Origin of the sequence: Bacillus sp. RHFS10 (assembly GCF_016757475.1) — a bacterium.
Taxonomy (GTDB): Bacteria; Bacillota; Bacilli; order Bacillales; family Bacillaceae; genus Bacillus; species Bacillus subtilis_G.
In genome coordinates, this window is record NZ_JAESPO010000002.1 from 473,863 (window position 1) to 494,837 (window position 20,975).

Annotated in this window: 26 protein-coding genes and 1 pseudogene; 17 read left to right on the forward strand and 10 right to left on the reverse strand. The window is 43.9% G+C overall.

Features of this window, described 5'->3' with window-relative positions; all coding sequences use genetic code 11:
• Nucleotides 1–16: 16 nt before the first annotated feature.
• Together JMN17_RS09080 and JMN17_RS09085 are read right to left on the reverse strand one after the other, a co-directional pair.
• Nucleotides 17–535 carry a DUF5362 family protein gene (locus JMN17_RS09080; protein WP_202327928.1) on the reverse strand — a complete coding sequence of 173 codons (519 nt, stop codon included), beginning with the start codon at nt 533–535 and terminating at the stop codon, nt 17–19.
• Nucleotides 532–1,023, reverse strand: coding sequence for a GNAT family N-acetyltransferase (locus tag JMN17_RS09085; RefSeq protein ID WP_202328230.1), 492 nt, complete (start codon nt 1,021–1,023; stop codon nt 532–534). Before JMN17_RS09085 ends, JMN17_RS09080 begins: the two co-directional genes overlap by 4 nt.
• A gap of 143 nt (nt 1,024–1,166) precedes the next feature.
• Between JMN17_RS09085 and spoIIQ the strand changes: the two genes are divergently transcribed.
• On the forward strand, nt 1,167–2,036 hold the full coding sequence (gene spoIIQ, locus JMN17_RS09090; RefSeq protein WP_087992664.1) for a stage II sporulation protein spoIIQ: 870 nt from the start codon (nt 1,167–1,169) through the stop codon (nt 2,034–2,036).
• 110 nt (nt 2,037–2,146) lie between these two features.
• The gene (locus JMN17_RS09095) at nt 2,147–2,569 is read left to right on the forward strand and encodes a VanZ family protein (RefSeq protein ID WP_087992663.1); all 423 of its coding nucleotides are present in this window, start codon (nt 2,147–2,149) and stop codon (nt 2,567–2,569) included.
• Nucleotides 2,570–2,609: 40 nt separating this feature from the next.
• On the opposite strand, the gene JMN17_RS09100 is transcribed toward JMN17_RS09095, so the two are convergent.
• The 3 genes from JMN17_RS09100 to amtB form a co-directional block, all read right to left on the reverse strand.
• Nucleotides 2,610–3,191: an undecaprenyl-diphosphatase gene (locus JMN17_RS09100; RefSeq protein WP_087992662.1), complete on the reverse strand. Its 582-nt coding sequence runs from the start codon at nt 3,189–3,191 to the stop codon at nt 2,610–2,612.
• A gap of 176 nt (nt 3,192–3,367) precedes the next feature.
• Nucleotides 3,368–3,718: a P-II family nitrogen regulator gene (locus JMN17_RS09105; protein ID WP_014665678.1), complete on the reverse strand. Its 351-nt coding sequence runs from the start codon at nt 3,716–3,718 to the stop codon at nt 3,368–3,370.
• 11 nt (nt 3,719–3,729) lie between these two features.
• The gene (gene amtB / locus JMN17_RS09110) at nt 3,730–4,944 is read right to left on the reverse strand and encodes an ammonium transporter AmtB (RefSeq protein ID WP_202327929.1); all 1,215 of its coding nucleotides are present in this window, start codon (nt 4,942–4,944) and stop codon (nt 3,730–3,732) included.
• 285 nt (nt 4,945–5,229) lie between these two features.
• On the opposite strand from amtB, the gene JMN17_RS09115 reads away from it, so the two are divergent.
• From JMN17_RS09115 to JMN17_RS09130, 4 genes and pseudogenes are all read left to right on the forward strand, one after another.
• On the forward strand, nt 5,230–5,691 hold the full coding sequence (locus tag JMN17_RS09115; protein ID WP_087992660.1) for a hypothetical protein: 462 nt from the start codon (nt 5,230–5,232) through the stop codon (nt 5,689–5,691).
• Nucleotides 5,692–5,885: 194 nt separating this feature from the next.
• A pseudogene (locus JMN17_RS09120) lies at nt 5,886–6,137 on the forward strand (MFS transporter); the annotation flags it as partial.
• Nucleotides 6,138–6,335: 198 nt separating this feature from the next.
• Entirely contained in the window at nt 6,336–7,808 is a 1,473-nt protein-coding gene (gene pucI / locus JMN17_RS09125) for an allantoin permease (RefSeq protein ID WP_087992659.1), read from the forward strand.
• Between the two features lie 104 nt (nt 7,809–7,912).
• A complete protein-coding gene (locus tag JMN17_RS09130; RefSeq protein WP_087992658.1) occupies nt 7,913–9,319 on the forward strand; it encodes a right-handed parallel beta-helix repeat-containing protein in 1,407 nt (468 codons plus the stop codon).
• A 94-nt stretch (nt 9,320–9,413) separates the two neighbouring features.
• On the opposite strand, the gene JMN17_RS09135 is transcribed toward JMN17_RS09130, so the two are convergent.
• Nucleotides 9,414–10,601 (reverse strand): MFS transporter, encoded by a 1,188-nt coding sequence (locus JMN17_RS09135; RefSeq protein ID WP_087992657.1) that lies wholly within the window; start codon nt 10,599–10,601, stop codon nt 9,414–9,416.
• Between the two features lie 21 nt (nt 10,602–10,622).
• Nucleotides 10,623–11,036, reverse strand: coding sequence for a MarR family winged helix-turn-helix transcriptional regulator (locus JMN17_RS09140; RefSeq protein ID WP_087992656.1), 414 nt, complete (start codon nt 11,034–11,036; stop codon nt 10,623–10,625).
• 224 nt (nt 11,037–11,260) lie between these two features.
• Between JMN17_RS09140 and JMN17_RS09145 the strand changes: the two genes are divergently transcribed.
• From JMN17_RS09145 to flhP, 5 genes are all read left to right on the forward strand, one after another.
• The gene (locus tag JMN17_RS09145) at nt 11,261–11,371 is read left to right on the forward strand and encodes a protein usd (RefSeq protein WP_087992655.1); all 111 of its coding nucleotides are present in this window, start codon (nt 11,261–11,263) and stop codon (nt 11,369–11,371) included.
• A gap of 14 nt (nt 11,372–11,385) precedes the next feature.
• Complete coding sequence (gene spoIIID, locus JMN17_RS09150) at nt 11,386–11,667, forward strand: sporulation transcriptional regulator SpoIIID (RefSeq protein WP_019715977.1); 282 nt, start codon at nt 11,386–11,388, stop codon at nt 11,665–11,667.
• 179 nt (nt 11,668–11,846) lie between these two features.
• Nucleotides 11,847–12,848: a cell shape-determining protein Mbl gene (gene mbl, locus JMN17_RS09155; RefSeq protein ID WP_003221803.1), complete on the forward strand. Its 1,002-nt coding sequence runs from the start codon at nt 11,847–11,849 to the stop codon at nt 12,846–12,848.
• 160 nt (nt 12,849–13,008) lie between these two features.
• Nucleotides 13,009–13,821 (forward strand): flagellar hook-basal body complex protein FlhO, encoded by an 813-nt coding sequence (gene flhO, locus JMN17_RS09160; protein WP_087992654.1) that lies wholly within the window; start codon nt 13,009–13,011, stop codon nt 13,819–13,821.
• A 32-nt stretch (nt 13,822–13,853) separates the two neighbouring features.
• A complete protein-coding gene (gene flhP, locus JMN17_RS09165; protein ID WP_087992653.1) occupies nt 13,854–14,663 on the forward strand; it encodes a flagellar hook-basal body complex protein FlhP in 810 nt (269 codons plus the stop codon).
• A 20-nt stretch (nt 14,664–14,683) separates the two neighbouring features.
• Here flhP and JMN17_RS09170 read toward each other — a convergent pair whose 3' ends face one another.
• A complete protein-coding gene (locus JMN17_RS09170; RefSeq protein ID WP_087992652.1) occupies nt 14,684–15,748 on the reverse strand; it encodes a response regulator aspartate phosphatase in 1,065 nt (354 codons plus the stop codon).
• A gap of 192 nt (nt 15,749–15,940) precedes the next feature.
• Here JMN17_RS09170 and fabZ point away from each other — a divergent pair, with 192 nt between their 5' ends.
• Together fabZ and mscL are read left to right on the forward strand one after the other, a co-directional pair.
• Nucleotides 15,941–16,366, forward strand: coding sequence for a 3-hydroxyacyl-ACP dehydratase FabZ (gene fabZ, locus JMN17_RS09175; protein ID WP_003235662.1), 426 nt, complete (start codon nt 15,941–15,943; stop codon nt 16,364–16,366).
• Between the two features lie 71 nt (nt 16,367–16,437).
• Nucleotides 16,438–16,830 carry a large conductance mechanosensitive channel protein MscL gene (gene mscL, locus JMN17_RS09180; RefSeq protein WP_087992808.1) on the forward strand — a complete coding sequence of 131 codons (393 nt, stop codon included), beginning with the start codon at nt 16,438–16,440 and terminating at the stop codon, nt 16,828–16,830.
• Between the two features lie 28 nt (nt 16,831–16,858).
• On the opposite strand, the gene blaOXA is transcribed toward mscL, so the two are convergent.
• Both blaOXA and JMN17_RS09190 read right to left on the reverse strand, forming a co-directional pair.
• Nucleotides 16,859–17,662 (reverse strand): class D beta-lactamase, encoded by an 804-nt coding sequence (gene blaOXA, locus JMN17_RS09185; protein ID WP_087992651.1) that lies wholly within the window; start codon nt 17,660–17,662, stop codon nt 16,859–16,861.
• 42 nt (nt 17,663–17,704) lie between these two features.
• Nucleotides 17,705–18,115: a YwpF-like family protein gene (locus tag JMN17_RS09190; protein WP_087992807.1), complete on the reverse strand. Its 411-nt coding sequence runs from the start codon at nt 18,113–18,115 to the stop codon at nt 17,705–17,707.
• Between the two features lie 174 nt (nt 18,116–18,289).
• Between JMN17_RS09190 and ywpG the strand changes: the two genes are divergently transcribed.
• The 4 genes from ywpG to JMN17_RS09210 all read left to right on the forward strand — a co-directional run bounded on the left by ywpG (nt 18,290) and on the right by JMN17_RS09210 (nt 20,955).
• On the forward strand, nt 18,290–18,673 hold the full coding sequence (gene ywpG, locus JMN17_RS09195; RefSeq protein ID WP_087992650.1) for a DynA interaction protein YwpG: 384 nt from the start codon (nt 18,290–18,292) through the stop codon (nt 18,671–18,673).
• Nucleotides 18,674–18,749: 76 nt separating this feature from the next.
• Nucleotides 18,750–19,091 carry a single-stranded DNA-binding protein SsbB gene (ssbB, locus tag JMN17_RS09200; RefSeq protein WP_014665657.1) on the forward strand — a complete coding sequence of 114 codons (342 nt, stop codon included), beginning with the start codon at nt 18,750–18,752 and terminating at the stop codon, nt 19,089–19,091.
• A 225-nt stretch (nt 19,092–19,316) separates the two neighbouring features.
• Nucleotides 19,317–20,117, forward strand: coding sequence for a transcriptional regulator GlcR (glcR, locus tag JMN17_RS09205; RefSeq protein WP_087992806.1), 801 nt, complete (start codon nt 19,317–19,319; stop codon nt 20,115–20,117).
• The gene (locus JMN17_RS09210) at nt 20,098–20,955 is read left to right on the forward strand and encodes a Cof-type HAD-IIB family hydrolase (RefSeq protein ID WP_087992805.1); all 858 of its coding nucleotides are present in this window, start codon (nt 20,098–20,100) and stop codon (nt 20,953–20,955) included. The genes glcR and JMN17_RS09210 overlap by 20 nt, the downstream gene beginning before the upstream one ends.
• The last annotated feature ends 20 nt before the right edge of the window (nt 20,956–20,975 follow it).

The following is a 20,975-nucleotide window of genomic DNA, read 5'->3' on the forward strand; positions in this document are numbered from 1 at the left end:
TCTTCATTTGATGCTTTTATTCAAACACCGGATCATCCTCATAGTAATAAGAATCCGTATCTTCATACGTATCGGTGCTTTCATAAGCGGCAATGCCGATAATCACCAGTATGAAAATGACCATAACGATCCCGATCAGGCCCGAAATAATACTGGATGCAGCGTAGAACAACTGCATTTTTATAAACTTTCCGTAATTCTCAAGCATGCTTTCACCAGCGCTGCCGGCAAGATTTCCTTCGGCTTCCGCGGCTGCTTTTGCTGAACGCATCAGAAAGACACCCGAAATAATGAGCAGCACGCCCGGAATCGCGCCGATCACTGTCATCAAAGCAGACAGAGTGACCAGCGATCCCATAATGATCAGTAAAATGCCTGACATTTTGCCCCACTTGGCAATGTCTGATAGCGACTTGACAGCAGCGGCGCTCAGCTGGCGGTTCTCACTTTCCTCAGCCGCAAGCTCCTGTTCAACGGCATCATTTCCTTCATTATGATTTTCAATCTCGTTTTCATCTTTATCCAGACTAATCATGATAGTTCTCTCCCTAGAATTTTTAAATCGTATCTTTTGCCGTCCATTTCGGCGATGCCGGGGAACAATCCCCATTCTGCAAACCCATGCTTTTCAAACAGCTTCAGGCTTGGTTTATTATGTCCGAAAATGAAGGCCATAAGTGAGCGGATGCCAAGTTCCGGCGCAATGCGAAGCGCTTCCTGGAGCAAATACGATCCGACGCCTTTGCCGCGGCATGCTTCGTCAATGTATATGCTGACCTCCGCTGTTTTATTATAGGCGGGCCTTCCGTAAAATGTTTCAAAGCTGATCCAGGCGGCAACGTTCCCGCTTCCGTCTTCGGCAACATAGAGCGGCCGTGACTCTGTATGTCGCATAAACCACTCCATCCGGTCTTCAAGTGTTACCGGTTCAGTATCGGCTGTTACCATTCGCGAAGCAATCGTTGAATTATAAATCGCGACAACAGCCTCCAGATCTTTATGTTCAGCAAGACGCAATGTCATGTCCATACGTATTTGGCACTCCTCTCAAAAAAAATCACATATTTTCGTATCAGCCTGCGCAAACTACATTTAAAAAAAGTTTTTTTGTATAGGTGTATATATTTTCAGAAAAGTGTTCAGAATGTTGCTGAGGTGATGAAACAATGAGAGAGGAAGAAAAGAAAACTTCTCAAGTCAAAAAACTTCAGCAGTTTTTTCGTAAACGCTGGGTGTTCCCTGCAATTTACTTAGTCAGTGCGGCCGTCATTTTAACAGCTGTCCTTTGGTATCAATCTGTATCAAATGATGAAGTAAAGGATCAGTTGGCTGATAACGGCGGAAACTCCGCATATGACAACAACGACGATGCAGTTGAAGTAGGAAAGTCAATGGAAAATGTCGCTATGCCGGTTATTGATTCTGAAAACGTATCTGTTGTGAAAAAGTTCTATGAAACCGATGCCGCAAAAGAAGAGAAAGAAGCAGCACTCGTTACCTATAATAACACGTACAGCCTAAGCAAAGGAATTGACTTAGCTGAGAAAGACGGAAAAGATTTCGATGTTTCTGCTTCTCTGAGTGGTACGGTTGTCAAAGCTGAAAAAGATCCAGTGCTGGGATACGTGATTGAAGTTGAACATGCAGACGGCTTATCAACTGTGTATCAATCTCTTTCTGAAGTAAGTGTTGAGCAAGGTGACAAGGTAAAACAAAACCAAGTGATTGGAAAGTCTGGCAAGAACCTTTACAGTGAAGACAGCGGAAACCACGTGCATTTTGAAATCCGTAAAGACGGAGTCGCAATGAACCCGCTGAACTTTATGGACAAGCCGGTTTCTTCTATTGAAAAAGCTGCAGCAGCTGAAGAAAAAGCTGCCGCTGAAACAGAAGAATCCATTCAGCAATCTTCCGAGAAAAAGGACGGATCAACTGATAAAGGAACAGAAGAAAAATCCGGTGAAAAAACGGATGATTCAACTGACAAATCTGGTTCTAAAGAAAGCAGCACAACAGAAGACACTGAGCAGTCTTAATGAAGAAAACGTCTATCCGTGTGATGGGCGTTTTTTTCTGTTACTTTTTGCTTTGTTTCACCGTCTATGTCGTTACACATTGACATGTACGCTATAAAGGAGGTTATGTCATGAACCGTCTATTACTTGGAGGCTGGACCCTTTTTATTCTCCTTTCTGTCTGTACGGAAAGCTTCAGCGGTATGGTCGTATCTCAAACGGTAGCTTTTCATTTTCAGCCGCATCCCGATCTGTCTCAATTCTTAGTGATGGATTTTGCTGAGCTTGCTGTACCTGAAGCGTTTATTCAAAAAATCGGGCACGCGTTTTCCTTCTTTGTCATGACCTATTTGCTGTGGAAACAGCGGGGCAGCATAAAAGCAGCTGCAGCCGGCTCTTTCGCGTTTGCGTTTTTCACAGAAGTTCTTCAGCTCTTCTTCAGCAGGAACGGATGTATTCGGGATGTGCTCATTGATACTGTTGGAATTGTATTGTTTTGTGGTTTATATGTGTTGGCGAAGCGGAGAAAACATGAGATGTATGAAAAATATTAAAGCCGGCTGTCTTGGATTCAGACGCCGGCTTTTATCGTGTTTAGAAATTTTGATCGGTTGGTTTTTTCGTCAGCTTATTAATGATGGCTTCATAGATTCTTACAATCAAATCGACGAATGGGCGAAGCAGATCTGAAAACCTAAAGAATAGGAACCCGATAATGATAGAGACAACGAGGCTGCCCAATACATCTGCCGGATAGTGATGCCCTACCCAAATTCTCGAAAAGCCTGTCAAAAGCCCGAAAATGACAAGCGGCCAGCCGATTTTGCGGTTTCTGAAAAGCATCGCAATAGAAATCGCTAACGCGCCTGTCGTGTGGTCACTCGGAAATGATGCATCCGCATCATGCGGAATCAGCGTATGCACTGTGTGCGCGACAAATGGGCGCGGTTCGAAATGAACTTGCGAAATCAAATAGTTGATGATAAGACCCGCAATTCCTGTAAGGCCTGCGTAAAGCACATTTTTTCTGCTTTGCGTGTTCCCGAACACCCAGATTGCCAGCAGGATAAGGGCGTAAGCGACAATAGCATATTCCGTTATGAAGACCATAATGGAATCGAGAACCGAATTGTGATGAGATAGTCCATGGATGGCTTTAAATAGTTCGTAATTCAAATAATCACCTTTTGCATTTTTAATAGTAGACTCATTATACTCGTAAAAAGTTTCAAATCAAAAAAAGTTTGCCGGAAAGCGTGATGCTTGAAGAGGATTCGAAGGGGAGACAGTCTTTCTGGGGGGATTCTATGTGCAAAAAAAGAGATCCGGAATTCCGAATCTCTTCACAACGATTACAGTGCTTCAGGTCCTTCCTCGCCGGTGCGGATGTTGATCGTATTGCTGATTTCGTAGACAAATATTTTTCCGTCGCCGGGTGATCCTGTTTTCAGGACCCTTTTAGCGATCTCAGTCACTTGATCAACAGGAACCTTGCTGACCACGATCTCAATTTTTAAACGCTCATATACATTGCTTTCTATTTTGACCCCTCGATAGAGCTCCGTATGTGCTTTTTGAAGACCGCAGCCGTGAACATTAGAGAAGGTCAGAGAGGTCACTCCGATTTTTCCGAGTTCCTGCTTCAGCTTTTCGAAATTTGCCGGACGCGTTACAATTTCCACCTTGAACATTTGACCGCTCATAGCGTCACTCCTCACATAGAATCTTGATATGCCTTTTCCCCGTGCATCGTTAAGTCAAGCCCAAGTGACTCTTCTTCTTCGGTTGCGCGAAGGGGAAGGAAGAGGCCTACAATTTTAATAATAACGAAAGTGACTACAAATACAAAAACGTAAGTGGCAACGATGGCTACGATTTGTTTCCAGATTAAGCTGGCATCACCGTAGAATAATCCGTCCGCACCCGCCGAGTTAACAGAGGTAGTCGCGAATAATCCTGTTGCGATTCCGCCCCATGTGCCGCCGATGCCGTGCAGGCCAAAGGCGTCAAGTGCGTCATCGTATCCGAATTTCTTTTTGAGCGAGAAAACGCCCCAGAAACAAACCGCTCCGCCAATAATGCCGATCAAAATGGATGCAAATGGTGTGACAAATCCAGCTGCCGGTGTAATCGCCACAAGCCCGGCGATTGCGCCGGATACCGCTCCGAGCATCGTCGGTTTCTTGTTAATGATCCATTCTACTAAAATCCAGCCGGCAATCCCGGCAGCTGCGGCAGTGTTTGTGTTGATGAAGGCGTACATGGCCACGCCATCTAAGGTCAGGGCGCTGCCGACGTTAAAACCGAACCAGCCGAACCAAATCAAAGCCCCGCCTAAGAAGGTGTAAATGAGATTGTGCGGAGAAGGCGCTGTGCCTTCTTTCCGTTTTCCGAGCACAATAGCGAGAACAAGGCCTGCCACACCGGAGGAAATATGAACAACGTTGCCGCCGGCGAAATCGAGCGCGCCAAGCTGGCCGATCCAGCCGCCGCCCCATACCCAGTGCGCAACCGGCGTGTAAACTAAGGAAACCCATAAAACAGAGAATAAAAGAAAAGCGCCGAATCGCATCCGCTCTGCGAAAGCGCCGGAAATAATGGCTGTTGTCAGAACAGCGAACGTCATTTGGAACATCATAAATAATGAATGTGGAATGGTATCACTGTAATCTCCCGGGTCAAATCCAACCCCTTTCAGACCGGCCCACTCCAGTCCGCCAATGATTGAATTGCCTGGTGCGAAGGCGAGTGTATATCCGAACAGCACCCAAACGATGGAAACGATGGCAATGGAAGAGAAACTGTGCATAGCGGTGCTCAGCACATTTTTGCTTTTTACCATTCCTCCATAAAATAACGCTAATCCCGGGGTCATCAGCCACACGAGTAAAGCGCAAAAGAACATAAAAACTGTATCGCCCATTTGCATGTCTCATTCCTCCGTATTTTTCAGAATAAAAGAATTATTATATTTCCTCATTATAGAGAAAAAAGAATGATAAAACATTTTCATGTAAGATTTCCTTACATGATTTTTTAGGGAATGATATCGAGGGTGTAAAGAATGGGAAATGGCATTTTTTACGATTATAAGACTTTGTATCTATAAAAGATGCTGTCTATATGAGCGGAAAAGGGAATTGACAATAATTAGAATGTTTTATAGTGTATTAATTGTACTAACTTGATTAATACACTAAGAGGAGGGTTCGTTATGAACAAAGGCGGCAGGCTCAGGAGAGCGATAAGTAAATCGATTCCAGCGACGTTCCGATTGTTTTTAGCCTTTAATTTTTTCGTATACGGCCTGGCGAAAGTAGTGATCGGCCAGTTTGGTGAGGTAACGCCTGAAATCGAGGCAGCTGCTGGGAAAGGGTTTACTATTGCGTGGACATTTTTCGGGTATTCTCATGTTTATGAACTGTTCATAGGTTTCGGTGAAATCATTGCAGCTGTTTTATTGCTGATCCCGCGAACAGCTGCGTTAGGGGCGGTTGTATTTATGCCGATTATTATGAACATCGCCTTGATTAACTATTGTTTTGACATTGGCGTGCAGGATCTTAGCACGATATTAATGGTGATGTGTCTCGTCCTGCTTTGGGTGGACCGCAGTAAATTCATGGGCATTTTCAGGCAGGAACCGTTAAACGGCGGGCAGGTGATGAAGCGATGACACCCTTTATGATGACAGTGCTTGCCGGTCTATTCGTATGCACGACCTGCTACTTTTACATAAAAGAAAAATCATGAGAAAAACGCTCCTTCTGGGTATTTCACAAGCATCTTATTGGGCATATGTTCCCCGAAAGATCAGAAAACAGAGGTAGAAATCAAAACGATTATCCAGCAGCTCGACATTCTGGGAATTTGGGTATAGGCTGCGGACTTGGAAGTGTCGCGCTTCAAGCGGCAATGCTGGAAACAAGTCCTTCCAACATGGCGGGGGCGACTTCAGGGCTGTTTCAAACCTGCCGTTATTTAGAGTCGACTTTGTCTTCGGTGATCCTTGGTCTTCTTTTTTGGAAAAAATTTACGGCAGCCCATTTTGATAGGATGGGCATCATCATGATCATTGCGAGCGGAGCGAGCCTGTTTATAGCTGAGGGATTTGCGCCATGAATGAAAACTGCATCGTGAGAAAAGAGACAGGCGCTGTGGCTGTCTCTTTTTCTTGTTTAAGCTGTTCAAATAGAAACAGGAAAATTGTATATCATAGCCAATGTTATTGTCTGACTTTTCAGTTATATTAAGTGACATCGAATGTCAGAAAACTGCACATGTAACGAAAAACAGACAATATTGAAAGGGGAGCCGGCTATGACATTAGAAGAGAGCCAGCATCAATCCAACAGACTGAGCAATGAAGATCTGTTGCCTTTAGGACAGGAAAAACGAACGTGGAAAGCAATGAACTTTGCCTCCATTTGGATGGGATGTATACATAATATACCGACCTACGCGACGGTGGGCGGATTAATTGCGATCGGCCTCTCGCCTTGGCAGGTGCTGGCAATCATTATTACGGCATCGCTTATCTTGTTTGGCGCTTTGGCTTTAAACGGTCATGCGGGGACAAAATATGGGCTGCCGTTTCCGGTGATCATCCGGGCTTCTTACGGAATATACGGCGCGAATATTCCGGCGCTTCTAAGGGCGTTTACAGCGATCATGTGGCTCGGCATTCAGACCTTTGCTGGAAGCACGGCGCTGAACATTTTGCTTTTAAATATGTGGCCGGGCTGGGGAGAAATTGGCGGCGGGTGGAACCTTCTCGGCATTCACTTGTCTGGTTTGCTTTCATTTGTATTCTTTTGGACCATTCATTTACTCGTATTGCACCACGGCATGGAATCGATTAAACGCTTTGAGGTATGGGCTGGTCCTTTAGTGTATCTGGTATTTGGCGGCATGGTATGGTGGGCCGTTGATATTGCCGGAGGATTGGGGCCAATCTATTCCCAGCCGGGAAAGTTCCATACGTTTTCAGAAACGTTCTGGCCGTTTGCTGCCGGGGTTACCGGCATTATCGGCATCTGGGCGACATTGATCTTAAATATACCTGATTTCACACGATTTGCTGAAACGCAAAAAGAGCAAATCAAAGGGCAATTTTACGGTTTGCCGGGAACCTTCGCGCTGTTTGCGTTTGCCAGTATTACAGTGACCTCCGGTTCACAGGTTGCTTTCGGTGAGCCGATTTGGGACGTTGTCGATATTTTGGCGAGATTTGATAACCCATACATTATTGTATTGTCCGTGATTACGCTCTGCATCGCCACGATCTCTGTAAACGTCGCCGCGAACATCGTATCGCCGGCTTATGATATAGCGAATGCCCTGCCGAAATATATTAATTTCAAACGCGGCAGTTTTATCACTGCGTTGCTCGCTTTATTTACGGTTCCGTGGAAGCTGATGGAGAGCGCGACAAGCGTATATGCGTTTCTCGGCTTAATAGGCGGCATGCTTGGTCCGGTGGCTGGCGTGATGATGGCTGATTACTTTATCATTCGCAAACGGGAGCTCTCGGTAGATGACCTGTATTCTGAAACAGGGCGTTATGTGTATTTTAAAGGCTACAATTACCGTGCGTTTGCAGCCACGATTTTGGGTGCACTGATCTCACTGATTGGTATGTATGTTCCTGTATTGAAGAGCTTATACGATATTTCCTGGTTTGTAGGTGTGCTGATTTCATTTCTTTTCTATATTGTTCTGATGCGTGTTCACCCGCCGGCTTCGTCGACGATTGAGACGTTTGAATCTGGGCAGGTTCGTCGGGCTGAATAAGATCTATCTCACGGTATATTTTCATATTTTTGAAATGGTTTTCCATAAATAGAACATTTATAATGGTTTTAGAAATCTATTCTAAAACGAAATGGGAATCGAATATGAGAAAATGGTATTTTATTCTTTTGGCAGGTGTGTTAACGTCCGTCATCCTTGCCTTTGTTTTTGATAAGACAAAAGCGAATGGGGAGGAGCAAGGGAACTGCATCTATGTTTCGCCAAATGGCAGTGATCAAAATGAAGGAACAAAAGACAAGCCGTTTCGTACACTGGCACATGCTTCCGAGGAGGCTGCCGCCGGCACAACCGTGATGATTCGGGGAGGCACGTATCATGAAACCCTTGAGGTAAAGCACAGCGGTACAGATGGAAAACCGATCACGTTCCGAAACTATGAAAATGAAAAAGTCGTGATCAGCGGAGAATCCATTGCGGACGCAGAATATGAAACACCGCTCATTCATATTCACGATAAACATGACATTGCCATCAGCGGTTTAACGATTCAAGATCTTTCTGTTTCATCTGAGGAAGCAACTGCTATGGGGATTTATGTATCGGGCTCCAGCGGTCATATTGCGATTCAGAACAATCATGTCCGGGACATTAAGACAACAGCGGATGAAGGAAATGCCCACGGAATCGCAGTCTATGGGACTGGCAGCATGAAAGACATTCAAATCGAGGACAATACTGTAGAGAATCTGACGCTTGGAGCGAGTGAAGCGGTTGTGCTGAACGGAAATATTGACGGCTTCACCGTTGCGGGCAATGTGGTCCGCAACAATAACAACATCGGGATCGACCTTATCGGGTATGAGGGAACCGCGGCGAAAAACGATTACGTGCGAAACGGAGTCGTAGAAAACAATACGGTTTATCAAAACTCAACTTACAGAAATCCTGCTTATGGAGATGATTACTCAGCGGGCGGGATATATGTCGATGGGGGGCACAGTATCGAGATTAAGAAAAACACAGTTTACCATAATGATATTGGGATTGAAGCAACGTCTGAACACAAAGGGAAATACGCAACCGCTATTCAGATAACAGACAACAAAGTGTACAACAATGCGTATACCGGTATTTCAATCGGAGGGTATGACAAAAAGCGGGGCGGCACCAGCAATTCTCTGATTGCCCGCAACATGATGTACCGGAATGACACAAAGGGGCTGTATGGCGGCCAGCTGCTGCTGCAGTACGACACAAAAAACAACACAATCGAAAAGAATATATTGACGGCCAGCGATTCAAGATTATTTATCGGAAACGATTTTACGGCAAATGAAGGCAATACGGTCAATCATAACGTGTACCATAAGGAAACGGATCAAGACGGTATATGGATGTGGAAAAAGAATGAATACGATTCGTTTGCAGCGTATCGAAAAGCGACAAATAACGATCAGCAATCCATTTATGCCGATCCGATGTATCGTAATGAAGAGTCCTATGACTTTACGTTAGATCCTGATTCACCTGCGCGGCCGGTCATTGAATAACATACAAACATCGGCGTCCTCTTCCATTCAACGGAGCAGGACGCCGATTTTTATATGCAAAAAAAGACTGCCGGATTTTTCGGCAGTCTCAGAGTTATTCCGCAATAGACACTTTCCCTTCAGCCTCAGCAGGTTTCTGGCTCCACGCGTAGAGAAGCAGAGCAATCAGAACGAACAGCCCCGCTGATAAATAAATGGCAGAGAAGCCGGCGGACGCTACAAACAATCCGAACACATACGAACCTACAGCAATTCCGCTGTCAAAGAAGGTAAAGAACGTTGCCGTCGCAAAACCAGAGCGGTGAGCCGGAGATTTCTGGATCGCCAATGTTTGCATGCAAGGAACAATTGAACCGTATCCGAGACCGATAACCGCTCCTGAAAGCAGAAGCATCATGCCGCTATGTGTAAAGGACAGCATGCAGAGCCCTACTGAGAAAATCATGATTGATGGATAAATGACAATGCCCGGTCCGACTTTGTCGAACAATTTCCCTGTGAACGGGCGTGCAATCATCATTGTCACCGCGAAGCAAACAAAGAAATATCCGCTGACATTCGAAAGATCAACTGATTTGGCGAATACAGACAAATACGCTGTGACAGTTGAATAACAGAAAGAAATAAATAAACCGACCGTCGCGATCTTAAGTGCGCCTTTTTCGAACATATCCGCGAAGGAAAAACGGAATACAGTCGTGCCGCTGTCTTGGTTTTGAGGCACCTTTATCAAGAACGAAACAAGCAAGCCTGCAACCATAAACAGCGCAAAGGCTGTAAAGAATACAGAAAAGTTTACGACCTTCATCAAGTTCAGCCCAAGGAAAGGCCCGATTGCCATGGCGAGGTTCATAGACATGGCAAAGTATCCAAGCCCTTCACCGCGGCGTTTGGCCGGGATAATGTCGGCTGCGATTGCACCTGTAACAGTCGTTAAAATGCTGAACCAAATCCCTTGGAAGAAACGCAATCCGAGCAGCAGGTAAAAGTTATGAATCGGCATATACAGAAAAGACGAAAGGGCGAATAACGCCATAGAGACGATCGCCATTCTTTTCTTCCCGAAACGCTCAACAATGGCTCCGGAGAAAGGCCGTGTAATGATCGCAGACAGAAGGAACAGGCTGATTAAAAGCCCGCCCTGTGATTCTGTGCCGCCAAGCTCTTGAATCGTATAAATCGGCAAGACAGTTAAAAATGTATAAAAGAACACAAACACAAATAAATTGACAAGCAGGACCATAATAAAATCCTTGGTCCATATCGCATCCGCTTTTTTCAAATGTATGTCACTTCCTTATTTTCATTGTTGTAAAAACATGCGAAATAAATGAGAAAAAGCTTCCTTATCTTCATCCGGGAAATCCGCAAGCAGCTCTTCCTCGAATTTCAGCATTTTCACATTGATTTCTTCGTATTTTTTCTCAGCTGCTTTTGTGAGGACAACAAGTTTCTCCCGTTTGTCTTCACCTTGCCGTCTCTGTACCCAGCCGTTTTCTTCCAGGCGTTTGATCGTCCGTGTCACAGTCGGCGCTTCCACATTTAAATAGGACCAAATCTCTTTTTGAGTCATTGGTCCGATCGTACGCAAACAATATAAAACTGACCATTGAGAGGAATAAAGGCCGAATGGCTCCAGCTGTTCATTGGCTTTCTTGGCAATCAGGCGGGCGCTTTGGTTGATTTGATGAATGAGGTGTCTGTTGACGTAGGTCATTTTGGTCTCCTTCTAAAAAACTTACCTAAGTAACTAATCGCTTTTTTAATTCTACAGGAGCGGAGAAGGGATGTAAAGGTAAAAATGTAGTGACACGAAATAGTTTGCTGAAGCTGAAAAAGTTTGTTTCACCCCTTGTCCTTATTGAGTTTTTAGCATATTCCCAAAAGAATGCTAATACACTGTTACAAACCTAACAAAGAGAGTGTTTGAGGTGAGGGATCGTGGGCATATTTCATAAACTTACTTTTAAAACCATACAACGAAGAAGCGGCATACTGAACGACTCTTTACAGAATACGGATCTCATTTCACACTTCTCACATCCATTTTAGGGAGGTCGAGTGGTGTGCACGATTACATCAAAGAGCGAACAATCAAGATAGGAAAGTACATCGTGGAGACAAAGAAAACCGTTCGTGTCATTGCGAAGGAATTTGGTGTTTCCAAAAGTACAGTACACAAGGATTTAACAGAGCGTCTGCCTGAAATTAATCCTGACTTGGCAAACGAAGTGAAAGAAATACTCGATTATCATAAATCCATCAGGCATTTAAGAGGAGGAGAAGCGACAAAACTGAAATATAAAAAAGACGATATTCTCGAAGGAGAACCTGTTCAGCAATCGTAATCACCTGCTGTCATCAGCCAGCAGTGTCTTCCCTGAAATCGTTCATAAAACATCCGCAAAAATTTGTAAAGAACTTAATGTGCTTCCAACTTTTTTTCTATATTTTATGATAATATATATAATTAGGGCACAATGTGGATATTTACTGTGAAACAGATTTTCAAGGAGGATATAAATAGATGTTTGCAAGGGATATTGGTATTGACCTCGGTACTGCAAATGTACTGATCCATGTTAAAGGTAAAGGAATTGTTTTGAATGAACCTTCCGTAGTTGCACTTGATAAAAACAGCGGCAAAGTGCTGGCGGTTGGCGAAGAGGCAAGACGAATGGTTGGACGTACACCTGGGAATATTGTTGCGATTCGCCCGCTGAAAGACGGAGTTATCGCTGATTTTGAAGTAACAGAAGCAATGCTCAAGCATTTTATCAACAAGCTGAATGTAAAAGGCCTGTTCTCAAAACCGCGCATGCTCATTTGCTGCCCGACGAATATCACATCCGTTGAGCAGAAAGCAATCAAAGAAGCTGCAGAAAAAAGCGGCGGTAAACATGTGTACCTTGAAGAAGAACCTAAAGTTGCCGCTATCGGCGCGGGTATGGAAATATTCCAGCCAAGCGGTAACATGGTTGTAGACATCGGAGGCGGGACGACGGATATCGCGGTTATTTCAATGGGCGATATTGTCACCTCCTCTTCTATTAAAATGGCTGGGGACAAGTTTGACATGGAAATCTTAAATTACATCAAACGCGAGTACAAGCTGCTGATCGGCGAACGTACTGCGGAAGATATTAAGGTTAAAGTCGCAACGGTTTTCCCAGACGCACGTCACGAGGAAATTTCCATTCGCGGGCGGGACATGGTTTCCGGTCTTCCAAGAACAATTACAGTAAACAGTAAAGAAGTTGAAGAAGCCCTTCGTGAATCTGTCGCTGTTATTGTGCAGGCTGCGAAACAAGTGCTTGAAAGAACACCGCCTGAACTTTCCGCTGATATTATTGACCGCGGTGTTATCATTACCGGCGGAGGCGCGCTCTTAAACGGCCTTGACCAGCTGCTTGCAGAAGAGCTGAAGGTACCGGTCCTCGTCGCTGAAAATCCTATGGATTGCGTAGCCATCGGCACAGGTGTCATGCTTGATAATATGGACAAGCTTCCTAAACGCAAACTAAGCTGATTTCACAAACCTCATTCTGAAAAAGAATGAGGTTTTTTTATGGAAAAGCCTTCACGAATGGATGATAAATGACGATAATAGGATAAAATACTGATTTTTATTATAGAACGAACGTTCCTATATGACAACTGGAAAATATGCCATTTTAGAGGTGGGAAATTTGTTAAAAGGATTATATACAGCAACATCCGCAATGATTGCCCAGCAGCGCAGAACGGAAATGCTTTCAAATAATATCGCAAACGCCAATACATCAGGATATAAAGCAGAACAAGGCTCCATGCGCGCCTTTCCTGAAATGCTGCTCAGCAGAATAGAATCAAAATCTCCGGCCGGAACATCGAAGACAGAAATCGGTTCTGTGAATACTGGTGTGTATATGCAGGAACTTAAGCCTCTTTTCACACAGGGAAGCCTTAAGTCCACAGATCAGCCTACAGACATCACATTGGTCGAAAATCAAGTGCCGGTTCATGCGGAAACCAATGAAAACGCGGCCCTTTTTTATCCGGTTCAGACAGCGGACGGAATCCGTTATTCAAAAAGCAGCACATTTTCACTAAATGAGAATAATCAGCTGACGATCAATGGAAATCCTATTTTATCAACGGATGGCCAGCCAATCACTGTTGATAATGAGAATTTCACTGTGTCTGAAAACGGTACTGTGACAACGAACGGGCGGACAGCCGGCCAGATTGATGTCAGAATGGCGGAGAATGTCCGCGATCTGAAACGGGACGGAAATGATTTGTACAGCACGGCGGACGGCAATGATCTGCCAAGCGCAGCTGGAAATAACCAGGTATCCTATTCATTAAACCAAGGCGTCTCTGAGCTTTCAAACGTGGATGTGACAAGCGCCTATACAGAAATGACTGAAGCGTACAGATCGTTTGAGGCCAATCAGAAGGTGATTCAGGCTTACGATAAAAGTATGGATAAAGCAGCCAATGAAATCGGAAAAATCTAAGATAACGGAAGAAAAAGCGGGGGACATCAACTATGCTCAGGTCAATGCTAACGGCATCAACAACCTTAAACCAGCTGCAGCAGCAAATTGACACAATCAGCAGCAACCTTTCAAACAGCAACACAACCGGCTATAAGGCAAAAGATACGAATTTTTCTGAGCTTGTCAGACAGCAATTCGATCAGGTTGATGAAAAAAATGAGGACGTGGCAAAAGCCCGAAAAACACCGCCCGGCTTGCGCCTTGGCGTTGGGGCGATGATGAATTCACGCCTTGTGTCTGATCAGGGAAGCATTCAGAAGACGGATCGCGACCTCGATATCGCGTTTACGTCTCCATACCAATATCTTCAGGTGAACGTAAATGGAAACCGCCAGTACACGAGGGATGGAGCACTGTATGTAACGCCTTCAGCTGCGAATGCCAACCAGCTTCAGCTCGTAACTGGAAATGGGCATCCGGTGCTTGATGAAAACGGCAATACAGTGAACATCGACAGCTCAATGAAAAATATCATCATCAATGAAACCGGCACCTTAACCGCATCTGACGGAAACGCGGTCCAGCGGTTTAATCTCGGAGTTGTCCAAGTGAATAACCCTCAAGAGCTGAAATCGGAAGGGAATAACCTTTTCTCTATTGATAATGCGGCAGCTTTTGAAGAGCTGAATGGCGCTAATAGACAGGACATCGGCATGCAGCAGGGTTCGCTTGAGATGTCCAATGTTGATATTTCAGAACAAATGACAGATTTGATCACGTCCCAGCGTTCCTATCAGCTGAACAGCAGAACGATTACAATGGGAGATCAAATGCTCGGTTTAATTAATTCAGTCAGATAATAAGAAATGGGCGTTTTCAATCAGCCGCGCATGATAAAAAAAGCGGCTTTTTCGAAATCGTCCTTTTTTTTGTAGTATTCCGTGATGTCTTCTAAAAGCACTTCTAAATCCACCCAAGCTTCAATTTTTTCTAACTCAAGCACATATTCGAGCAGCAGATCATAGGGGTCTTCAACTGATGTATAGAGCGCCTCAAGCGTTTTTAATTTTAAATAAATGGTTTGAATGTCTACCTTTTCAGATAATTCTTTCCCTTTTTGCAGGATGGCTTTCGCTTCTGTGATCTGTCCTGTTTTAAAAAGCGCTCTGACAGATTCGTACACACAGTGCAGATACGAGACTGGAGAATTCGTTTCAAATTCTTGATTCTTTAATACTTTTGTAAAGTAAAGAAGCGCTTCCTGGTCTTTTTTTTCGGTCGCTTTTAAAAAGCCAAGATTATAATAAGCGTGGCATAGCAGGTTTTCGTCATGTAATTGCCGGGTTTTCCTAATGATTTCTTCGAAAAGCTGCTCAGCTTTTTCATACCGTTCTTGATCAATATAATTAACGGCAAGCAAAAGCTTGCAGGTGATCACCTTTTTGATATAGCCGAATTGTTGTAAATAGATGTCTAATGCTTTTTTGACGTATTGGATGGAAAGCGGCGGTGATTTCATCAAGTAGTAGGCGCCGGCAGTTTGATAATATAAATCAGCGGCTTCAAACGTGTTTTGGATGGCGGCCAGGTACTGTTCAGCTTTTTTAAAATGATTCACTGCATGTTTCGGAGCTGTTTTTACCATTTCGTATAATCCTGAGAAAAAATACAGATAATATTTCAATTCATCATCCATTTTGTCTTCCAGACCGTATAGATCATCGAACAATGCATTAAGTCCGTTCTGGTTTTCGAAAAGCAGCTGATGGCGGGCCTGAAACAATTGATAACGCATCCAAAGTTTTGTGTTCTTTTTGAACTTCGGAAGGTGCTGGTCAATTTTTTCTTTCACTGAGCAAACGTGATTCATTTTGCGTTTGCTTATTGCGGAATACCACTCGTTTAACATGTTTTGCATCCTTTTTTCAATAAACTTCGAAATCATTTTCCTACCTCTTTGCTATTGGTAAAATCTATAATTATCATATCATAACTATTGACGGCTCTCATTGACAGTTGGTTACATCTTAGCGCCTGTTGAAAAAGAGTTTAATTCATAATATACTTTTCAAATGTACAGAATGGATCTTTGATGATTGCTATACATACTAATGCAGATGAAGGAGATGTCAAGAGAATGCTTGATACTCAGCAAATTAAAGAAATTATTCCTCACCGTTATCCGTTTTTGCTTGTAGACCGGATTACGGAAGTTGAAGAGGGCAAACGGGCAAAAGGCTATAAAAATGTAACCGCAAATGAAGAGTTCTTTAACGGACATTTTCCTCAGTATCCGGTCATGCCCGGCGTGTTAATCGTAGAAGCGCTTGCTCAAGTCGGAGCTGTTGCGATGCTGATTAAAGAAGAAAACCGCGGCAGACTGGCATTCTTTGCAGGCATTGATAATTGCCGGTTTAAAAAACAAGTCAAGCCTGGTGATCAGCTTCATCTCGAAGTGGAAATCACTCGTGCGCGCGGAACAATCGGGCGCGGAAAAGGCGTTGCTACAGTCGATGGCGAAGTCGTTTGCGAAGTCGAACTGACTTTTGCTCTCGGAGAGTAAATGAAAAAAGGCAGATGGGCAGCGGCACATTTGTCTTTTTTCTTTCAAAACATGAGAAAGCAGGTGATTGTATGTGGAATGAATTTAAGGCTTTTGCTATGCGCGGAAACATCGTTGACCTCGCGATTGGTGTTGTAATAGGAGGCGCATTCGGAAAGATCGTCACATCTCTAGTAAATGATATCATCATGCCTTTGGTGGGCTTGCTGCTGGGAGGGCTTGATTTTTCAAACCTTTCGTTTACATTTGGCGATGCTGTAGTGAAGTACGGCAGCTTTATACAAACGATTGTGAATTTCTTAATCATATCGTTTTCCATTTTTATTGTGATTCGGATTTTAAATGGATTAAGGCGCAAAAAAGAAGCAGAAGAAGAAGAAGCGGCGGAAGCGCCGGATGCTCAAGAGGAGCTGCTGAAAGAAATCAGAGATCTGCTGAAGCAGCAAACAAGGTCGCCGGAATAAAGAAAACCGCCGTTCAAACGGCGGTTTTTTAATGAAGAACATACTTCTTCAAAATGTCCATAGTGGTGCTTTTTGCTTCTGTTCCGGTTCCGTCAATGTTCGTCACGAAACTGTACGCCCCGTGCTCGGTTTTGACAAAGCCTGTATACCAGCCGATGCCAGAGCCAGAGCCAGTTTTTCCATAAAGAATATAGTGATCTTCATCTTCCTGAACCATCATCCGTTTTACCGTCTTCATGACGTTTTTGTCAAATGGGAGTTTTTCTTTGTATAACGATTCCATAAAATCTGTTTGTTCTAAAGGAGAGATTTTGAGAGTGCTGCTTAGCCAGAATTGGTCAATTCCGCCGCTGATGTCTTGGTTGCCGTAACTTATTTTTTCAACCCATTCTTTCATTCGCTTTTCTCCGATGTCCCGGGCCATTGCTTGGTAATACCAAACAACTGAATATCTCATAGCGGAGCCAAGCGTGTGGTCTTGGTTCCAAACGTCGAGTTCCCGTTTGACGCCGTCCCAGTATTTGATGTCATATTCATCTTTAACAGCGCCTGTTTGTAATCCGATAAGCGCATTAGGAACTTTAAATGTCGACTGCGGCGCAAATCTTTGTTTTGCGCGCTGATCGTTGTAGACAAAGGTTTTTTCGTTTTTTAGATCCCGCAATATAAAAGTGCCGTCGTAATCTGTGAAGAATTCATCAACCTTCAGCTTTTTCGAATTTGTGTTTTTCTCAGCAGCTTCTGCTTCTGTAGGTGTCTGTAGACTTGATGTCATGAGGAGAGCCGCACCGATAAGTGATAAAAAGATTGCTTGCATCTTTCGCTTACTCATATTTTCACCTCTGCACCTGAAGAGGGGACATGTCCCTCTCATTTATATTTTTTGCTTAAACGCCTCAATCAGTTTTGTTCCTGTATAGCCCTCTTTTACAAGGGATTCCAGAAGGGTTTCAGTGCCATGCTGTTTTCTTGTGACCATTTGTCCGTAGATTAAAACCTGTATGCTTTCTTCCAGTTTGACAATATTTTTCACTGCCGCTGTCAGCTGGGCGGGGCGATTGCTTTTTTTCGTGATCGTTACAAATACTGTGGCTTCAGTTTGGCTGTTTTGAAGCTGTTCAAAAAAAGACAGGTGCTCTTTCGCTACAAGCGCTTCAATCAGCCAGTGATTTTCACCGTCTTCTTTATTTATAATCAGTCCGTCAATAAGGGGAAACTGTTCAATTGATTTCTCTTCCTTGTCCACTCGTTCCACATTCAGGTCAACTAGTTTAAAGGTTTTCATTTCTATTCTCACCCCGATTACTTCCAAAGATTTCTTGCCTTCCATTATAACATAAACGTTTTAGAGGAAAAAACGTGCAATGCCGGGACTAAAGAACTTTGTATTGGCGAAACATTTAATAATTTCAATTTTTTCATTATACTGTAACTGACTATGGATTACGGAGAGATGTGTATGAATCAATTTCGCTTAAAAGAAATTTATATTGACGGCACTCCTTCTGAAAACTGTTTAATTCAAAAGGAAGTAACATATATGTTAAGCCGTAAAGAAGTTTTTGAGGTCCATCTGAACAAAAAAAGAAGGATAAGCTTTTTATACGAAACGCAAGACGGCATGGAGCAATATAAAATCGAGCTGTCAATGCCGGAAAAAAAACTGAGCTTTCAGTGGTTTGCGTGGGATGGCTCTTCCTATGTGTGTATGAATACGCAAAATTGGCTGACAAAGCAAATATTTTTCCGGTTTTTAAAAAGTACATATTTCTTTAAAGGGAAAAAACAAAAGATGTTTTTAGCTGAAGGAAAAATGAAAACAAAAGATAAAAACAGAGGCTGAAAGTCATTTTTAAGCGTTTTTCTTTTCTCATTGCATCATCTACAATACATATAAGCGCAAGGAGAGGAGGAATCGCATGTTCAATCAGGTTATGCTTGTCGGACGTCTTACAAAAGATCCTGAGCTTCGCTACACTTCCGCCGGTGCGGCAGTCGCACACGTTACGCTCGCGGTAAACCGCAGCTTCAAGAATGCTTCAGGTGAAATCGAGGCCGATTACGTCAATTGCACGCTTTGGAGAAAAACCGCTGAAAACACAGCGTTATATTGCCAAAAAGGTTCTCTCGTCGGCGTTAGCGGACGGATTCAGACAAGGAGCTATGAAAACGCAGAAGGCGTTAACGTGTATGTAACAGAAGTGTTGGCTGACACTGTTCGTTTTATGGACCCTAAACCCCGTGAAAAAGCTGCCGATTGACAAACCCCTGATCCTCCCGTTTTCTATCCTTTCACGATTATTAGAATCTCCGCATCATCCCCTCAAAATTGACCAGTCGACCAGGCTGGTCTTTCTTTTTATGATATTTAGGATAAATTGGTTCTTATGATGCATTTTTGCTTAAAATCACTTAAAATCATTGATTGTATTTCTCGGAAAACTTATAATCACTTAAAGATGATAGATCAGAAAAGGAATGAGGGCGTGTACCAAGAAGAAAGATTAGTAGCGATTTTGGATTTTTTAAAACAGCATAACCGAATTACAACGGAGCAGATCTGTACGCTTCTTCAAGTCTCAAGAGATACAGCCAGACGGGATCTTGTGAAGCTGGAGGAACAGAATGCCATCATCCGCACAAGGGGCGGTGCCATTTTGCCGACTGTGCATCAGAAAATTCAAAGTTATTCCGGCCGCCTGAATACAGTGTCCGAGGAAAAAAGCGAGATTGGCAGGCTTGCCGCATCGCTCATTCATAATGGTGACCGGGTGATTTTAGATGCCTCTACAACCGTTCAGGCATGTGCAGAACATATGAATGCGGATGATTGCACGGTGATTACCAACTCGATTAATCTGGCCGAAGTGCTGTCCGATAAAGAAGGAATTGAAATCTACCTGTTGGGGGGCAAACTGGAAAAGGAGCACCGCTTTCTGTACGGTGCCTCTGTGATTGAAAAGCTCTCAAGTTATCACGTCGATAAAGCGCTGATCGGTGTGGTCGGCATTTCTGAGCATGGCATTACAATTGCACATGAAGAAGATGGCATGGTGAAGCGAAAAATGATTCAGCAGGCAAAGCAGGTGATCGCGCTTGCAGATCATTCGAAACTGGGAAGTACCAGTTTTTATCAGTATGCGGAGCTGAGCGAAATCGATCTCTTGGTCACAGACAGGCTGCCGAATCAGGCATTTTGTGATTTGCTTGACCGTAACGGGGTGGAACTTCTCGTAACAGAGCAGGATGAAGAAAGGGCTGACAAACGTGAAATTAATTGCGATTGACTTAGATGGAACCTTACTCAACAGCAAGCATCAAGTAAGCTTGGTAAATGAAAACGCGCTGCGGCAGGCGCAGCGGGACGGCATTGAAGTGGTGGTGTCAACTGGGCGCGCTCATTTTGACGTCATGTCGATTTTTGAGCCGCTCGGGATCAAAACGTGGGTCATCAGCGCGAACGGCGCCGTCATTCACGATCCTGACGGCAGGCTTTATCATCAGGAAACCATTGAGAAACAACGGGCGTATGACATTCTCTCATGGCTTGCGTCGGAAAACTATTACTACGAGGTATTCACAGATTCAGCCATTTATACGCCGCAAAACGGCAGAGAGCTTCTTGAAGTTGAACTGGACCGATTCAGAAGCGCAAATCCGGAGGCGGATCTTTCTGTCCTTATGCAGGCGGCCGAAGTGCAATACAGCCAATCGGGCTTCGCTTACATTGGCTCGTTTCAAGAGCTGTTTGAAACTGATCAGCAGATCGACTTTTATAATATTCTCGGTTTTTCTTTCTTCAAAGAGAAGCTTGAGGCAGGCTGGAAAAGATATGAACATGCTGAAGATTTAACACTTGTCAGTTCGGCTGAGCATAACTTTGAGCTTTCTTCCCGCAAAGCTTCCAAGGGGCAGGCGCTGGCGCGGCTTGCGGAACGGCTGAATATTCAGATCGAAGAAACGGCGGCTGTCGGTGACAGCTTAAACGACAAATCGATGCTGGAGGCTGCGGGAAAAGGTGTAGCGATGGGCAATGCGCGGGAAGATATCAAAGCGATGGCCGACGCTGTAACCTTGACCAATGACGAACACGGCGTCGCACATATGATTAAACATTTACTGTAGGTTTATATGCTGCATCAAAA

Excerpts from the sequence above, each read along its gene's own strand:
- JMN17_RS09080 (WP_202327928.1), bottom strand. The coding sequence starts at position 535 with ATGATTAGTCTGGATAAAGATGAAAACGAGATTGAAAATCATAATGAA.
- JMN17_RS09085 (WP_202328230.1), bottom strand. The coding sequence starts at position 1,023 with ATGACATTGCGTCTTGCTGAACATAAAGATCTGGAGGCTGTTGTCGCG.
- spoIIQ (WP_087992664.1), top strand. The coding sequence starts at position 1,167 with ATGAGAGAGGAAGAAAAGAAAACTTCTCAAGTCAAAAAACTTCAGCAG.
- JMN17_RS09095 (WP_087992663.1), top strand. The coding sequence starts at position 2,147 with ATGAACCGTCTATTACTTGGAGGCTGGACCCTTTTTATTCTCCTTTCT.
- JMN17_RS09105 (WP_014665678.1), bottom strand. The coding sequence starts at position 3,718 with ATGAGCGGTCAAATGTTCAAGGTGGAAATTGTAACGCGTCCGGCAAAT.
- amtB (WP_202327929.1), bottom strand. The coding sequence starts at position 4,944 with ATGCAAATGGGCGATACAGTTTTTATGTTCTTTTGCGCTTTACTCGTG.
- JMN17_RS09115 (WP_087992660.1), top strand. The coding sequence starts at position 5,230 with ATGAACAAAGGCGGCAGGCTCAGGAGAGCGATAAGTAAATCGATTCCA.
- pucI (WP_087992659.1), top strand. The coding sequence starts at position 6,336 with ATGACATTAGAAGAGAGCCAGCATCAATCCAACAGACTGAGCAATGAA.
- JMN17_RS09130 (WP_087992658.1), top strand. The coding sequence starts at position 7,913 with ATGAGAAAATGGTATTTTATTCTTTTGGCAGGTGTGTTAACGTCCGTC.
- JMN17_RS09140 (WP_087992656.1), bottom strand. The coding sequence starts at position 11,036 with ATGACCTACGTCAACAGACACCTCATTCATCAAATCAACCAAAGCGCC.
- mbl (WP_003221803.1), top strand. The coding sequence starts at position 11,847 with ATGTTTGCAAGGGATATTGGTATTGACCTCGGTACTGCAAATGTACTG.
- flhP (WP_087992653.1), top strand. The coding sequence starts at position 13,854 with ATGCTCAGGTCAATGCTAACGGCATCAACAACCTTAAACCAGCTGCAG.
- JMN17_RS09170 (WP_087992652.1), bottom strand. The coding sequence starts at position 15,748 with ATGATTTCGAAGTTTATTGAAAAAAGGATGCAAAACATGTTAAACGAG.
- fabZ (WP_003235662.1), top strand. The coding sequence starts at position 15,941 with ATGCTTGATACTCAGCAAATTAAAGAAATTATTCCTCACCGTTATCCG.
- mscL (WP_087992808.1), top strand. The coding sequence starts at position 16,438 with ATGTGGAATGAATTTAAGGCTTTTGCTATGCGCGGAAACATCGTTGAC.
- blaOXA (WP_087992651.1), bottom strand. The coding sequence starts at position 17,662 with ATGAGTAAGCGAAAGATGCAAGCAATCTTTTTATCACTTATCGGTGCG.
- JMN17_RS09190 (WP_087992807.1), bottom strand. The coding sequence starts at position 18,115 with ATGAAAACCTTTAAACTAGTTGACCTGAATGTGGAACGAGTGGACAAG.
- ywpG (WP_087992650.1), top strand. The coding sequence starts at position 18,290 with ATGAATCAATTTCGCTTAAAAGAAATTTATATTGACGGCACTCCTTCT.
- ssbB (WP_014665657.1), top strand. The coding sequence starts at position 18,750 with ATGTTCAATCAGGTTATGCTTGTCGGACGTCTTACAAAAGATCCTGAG.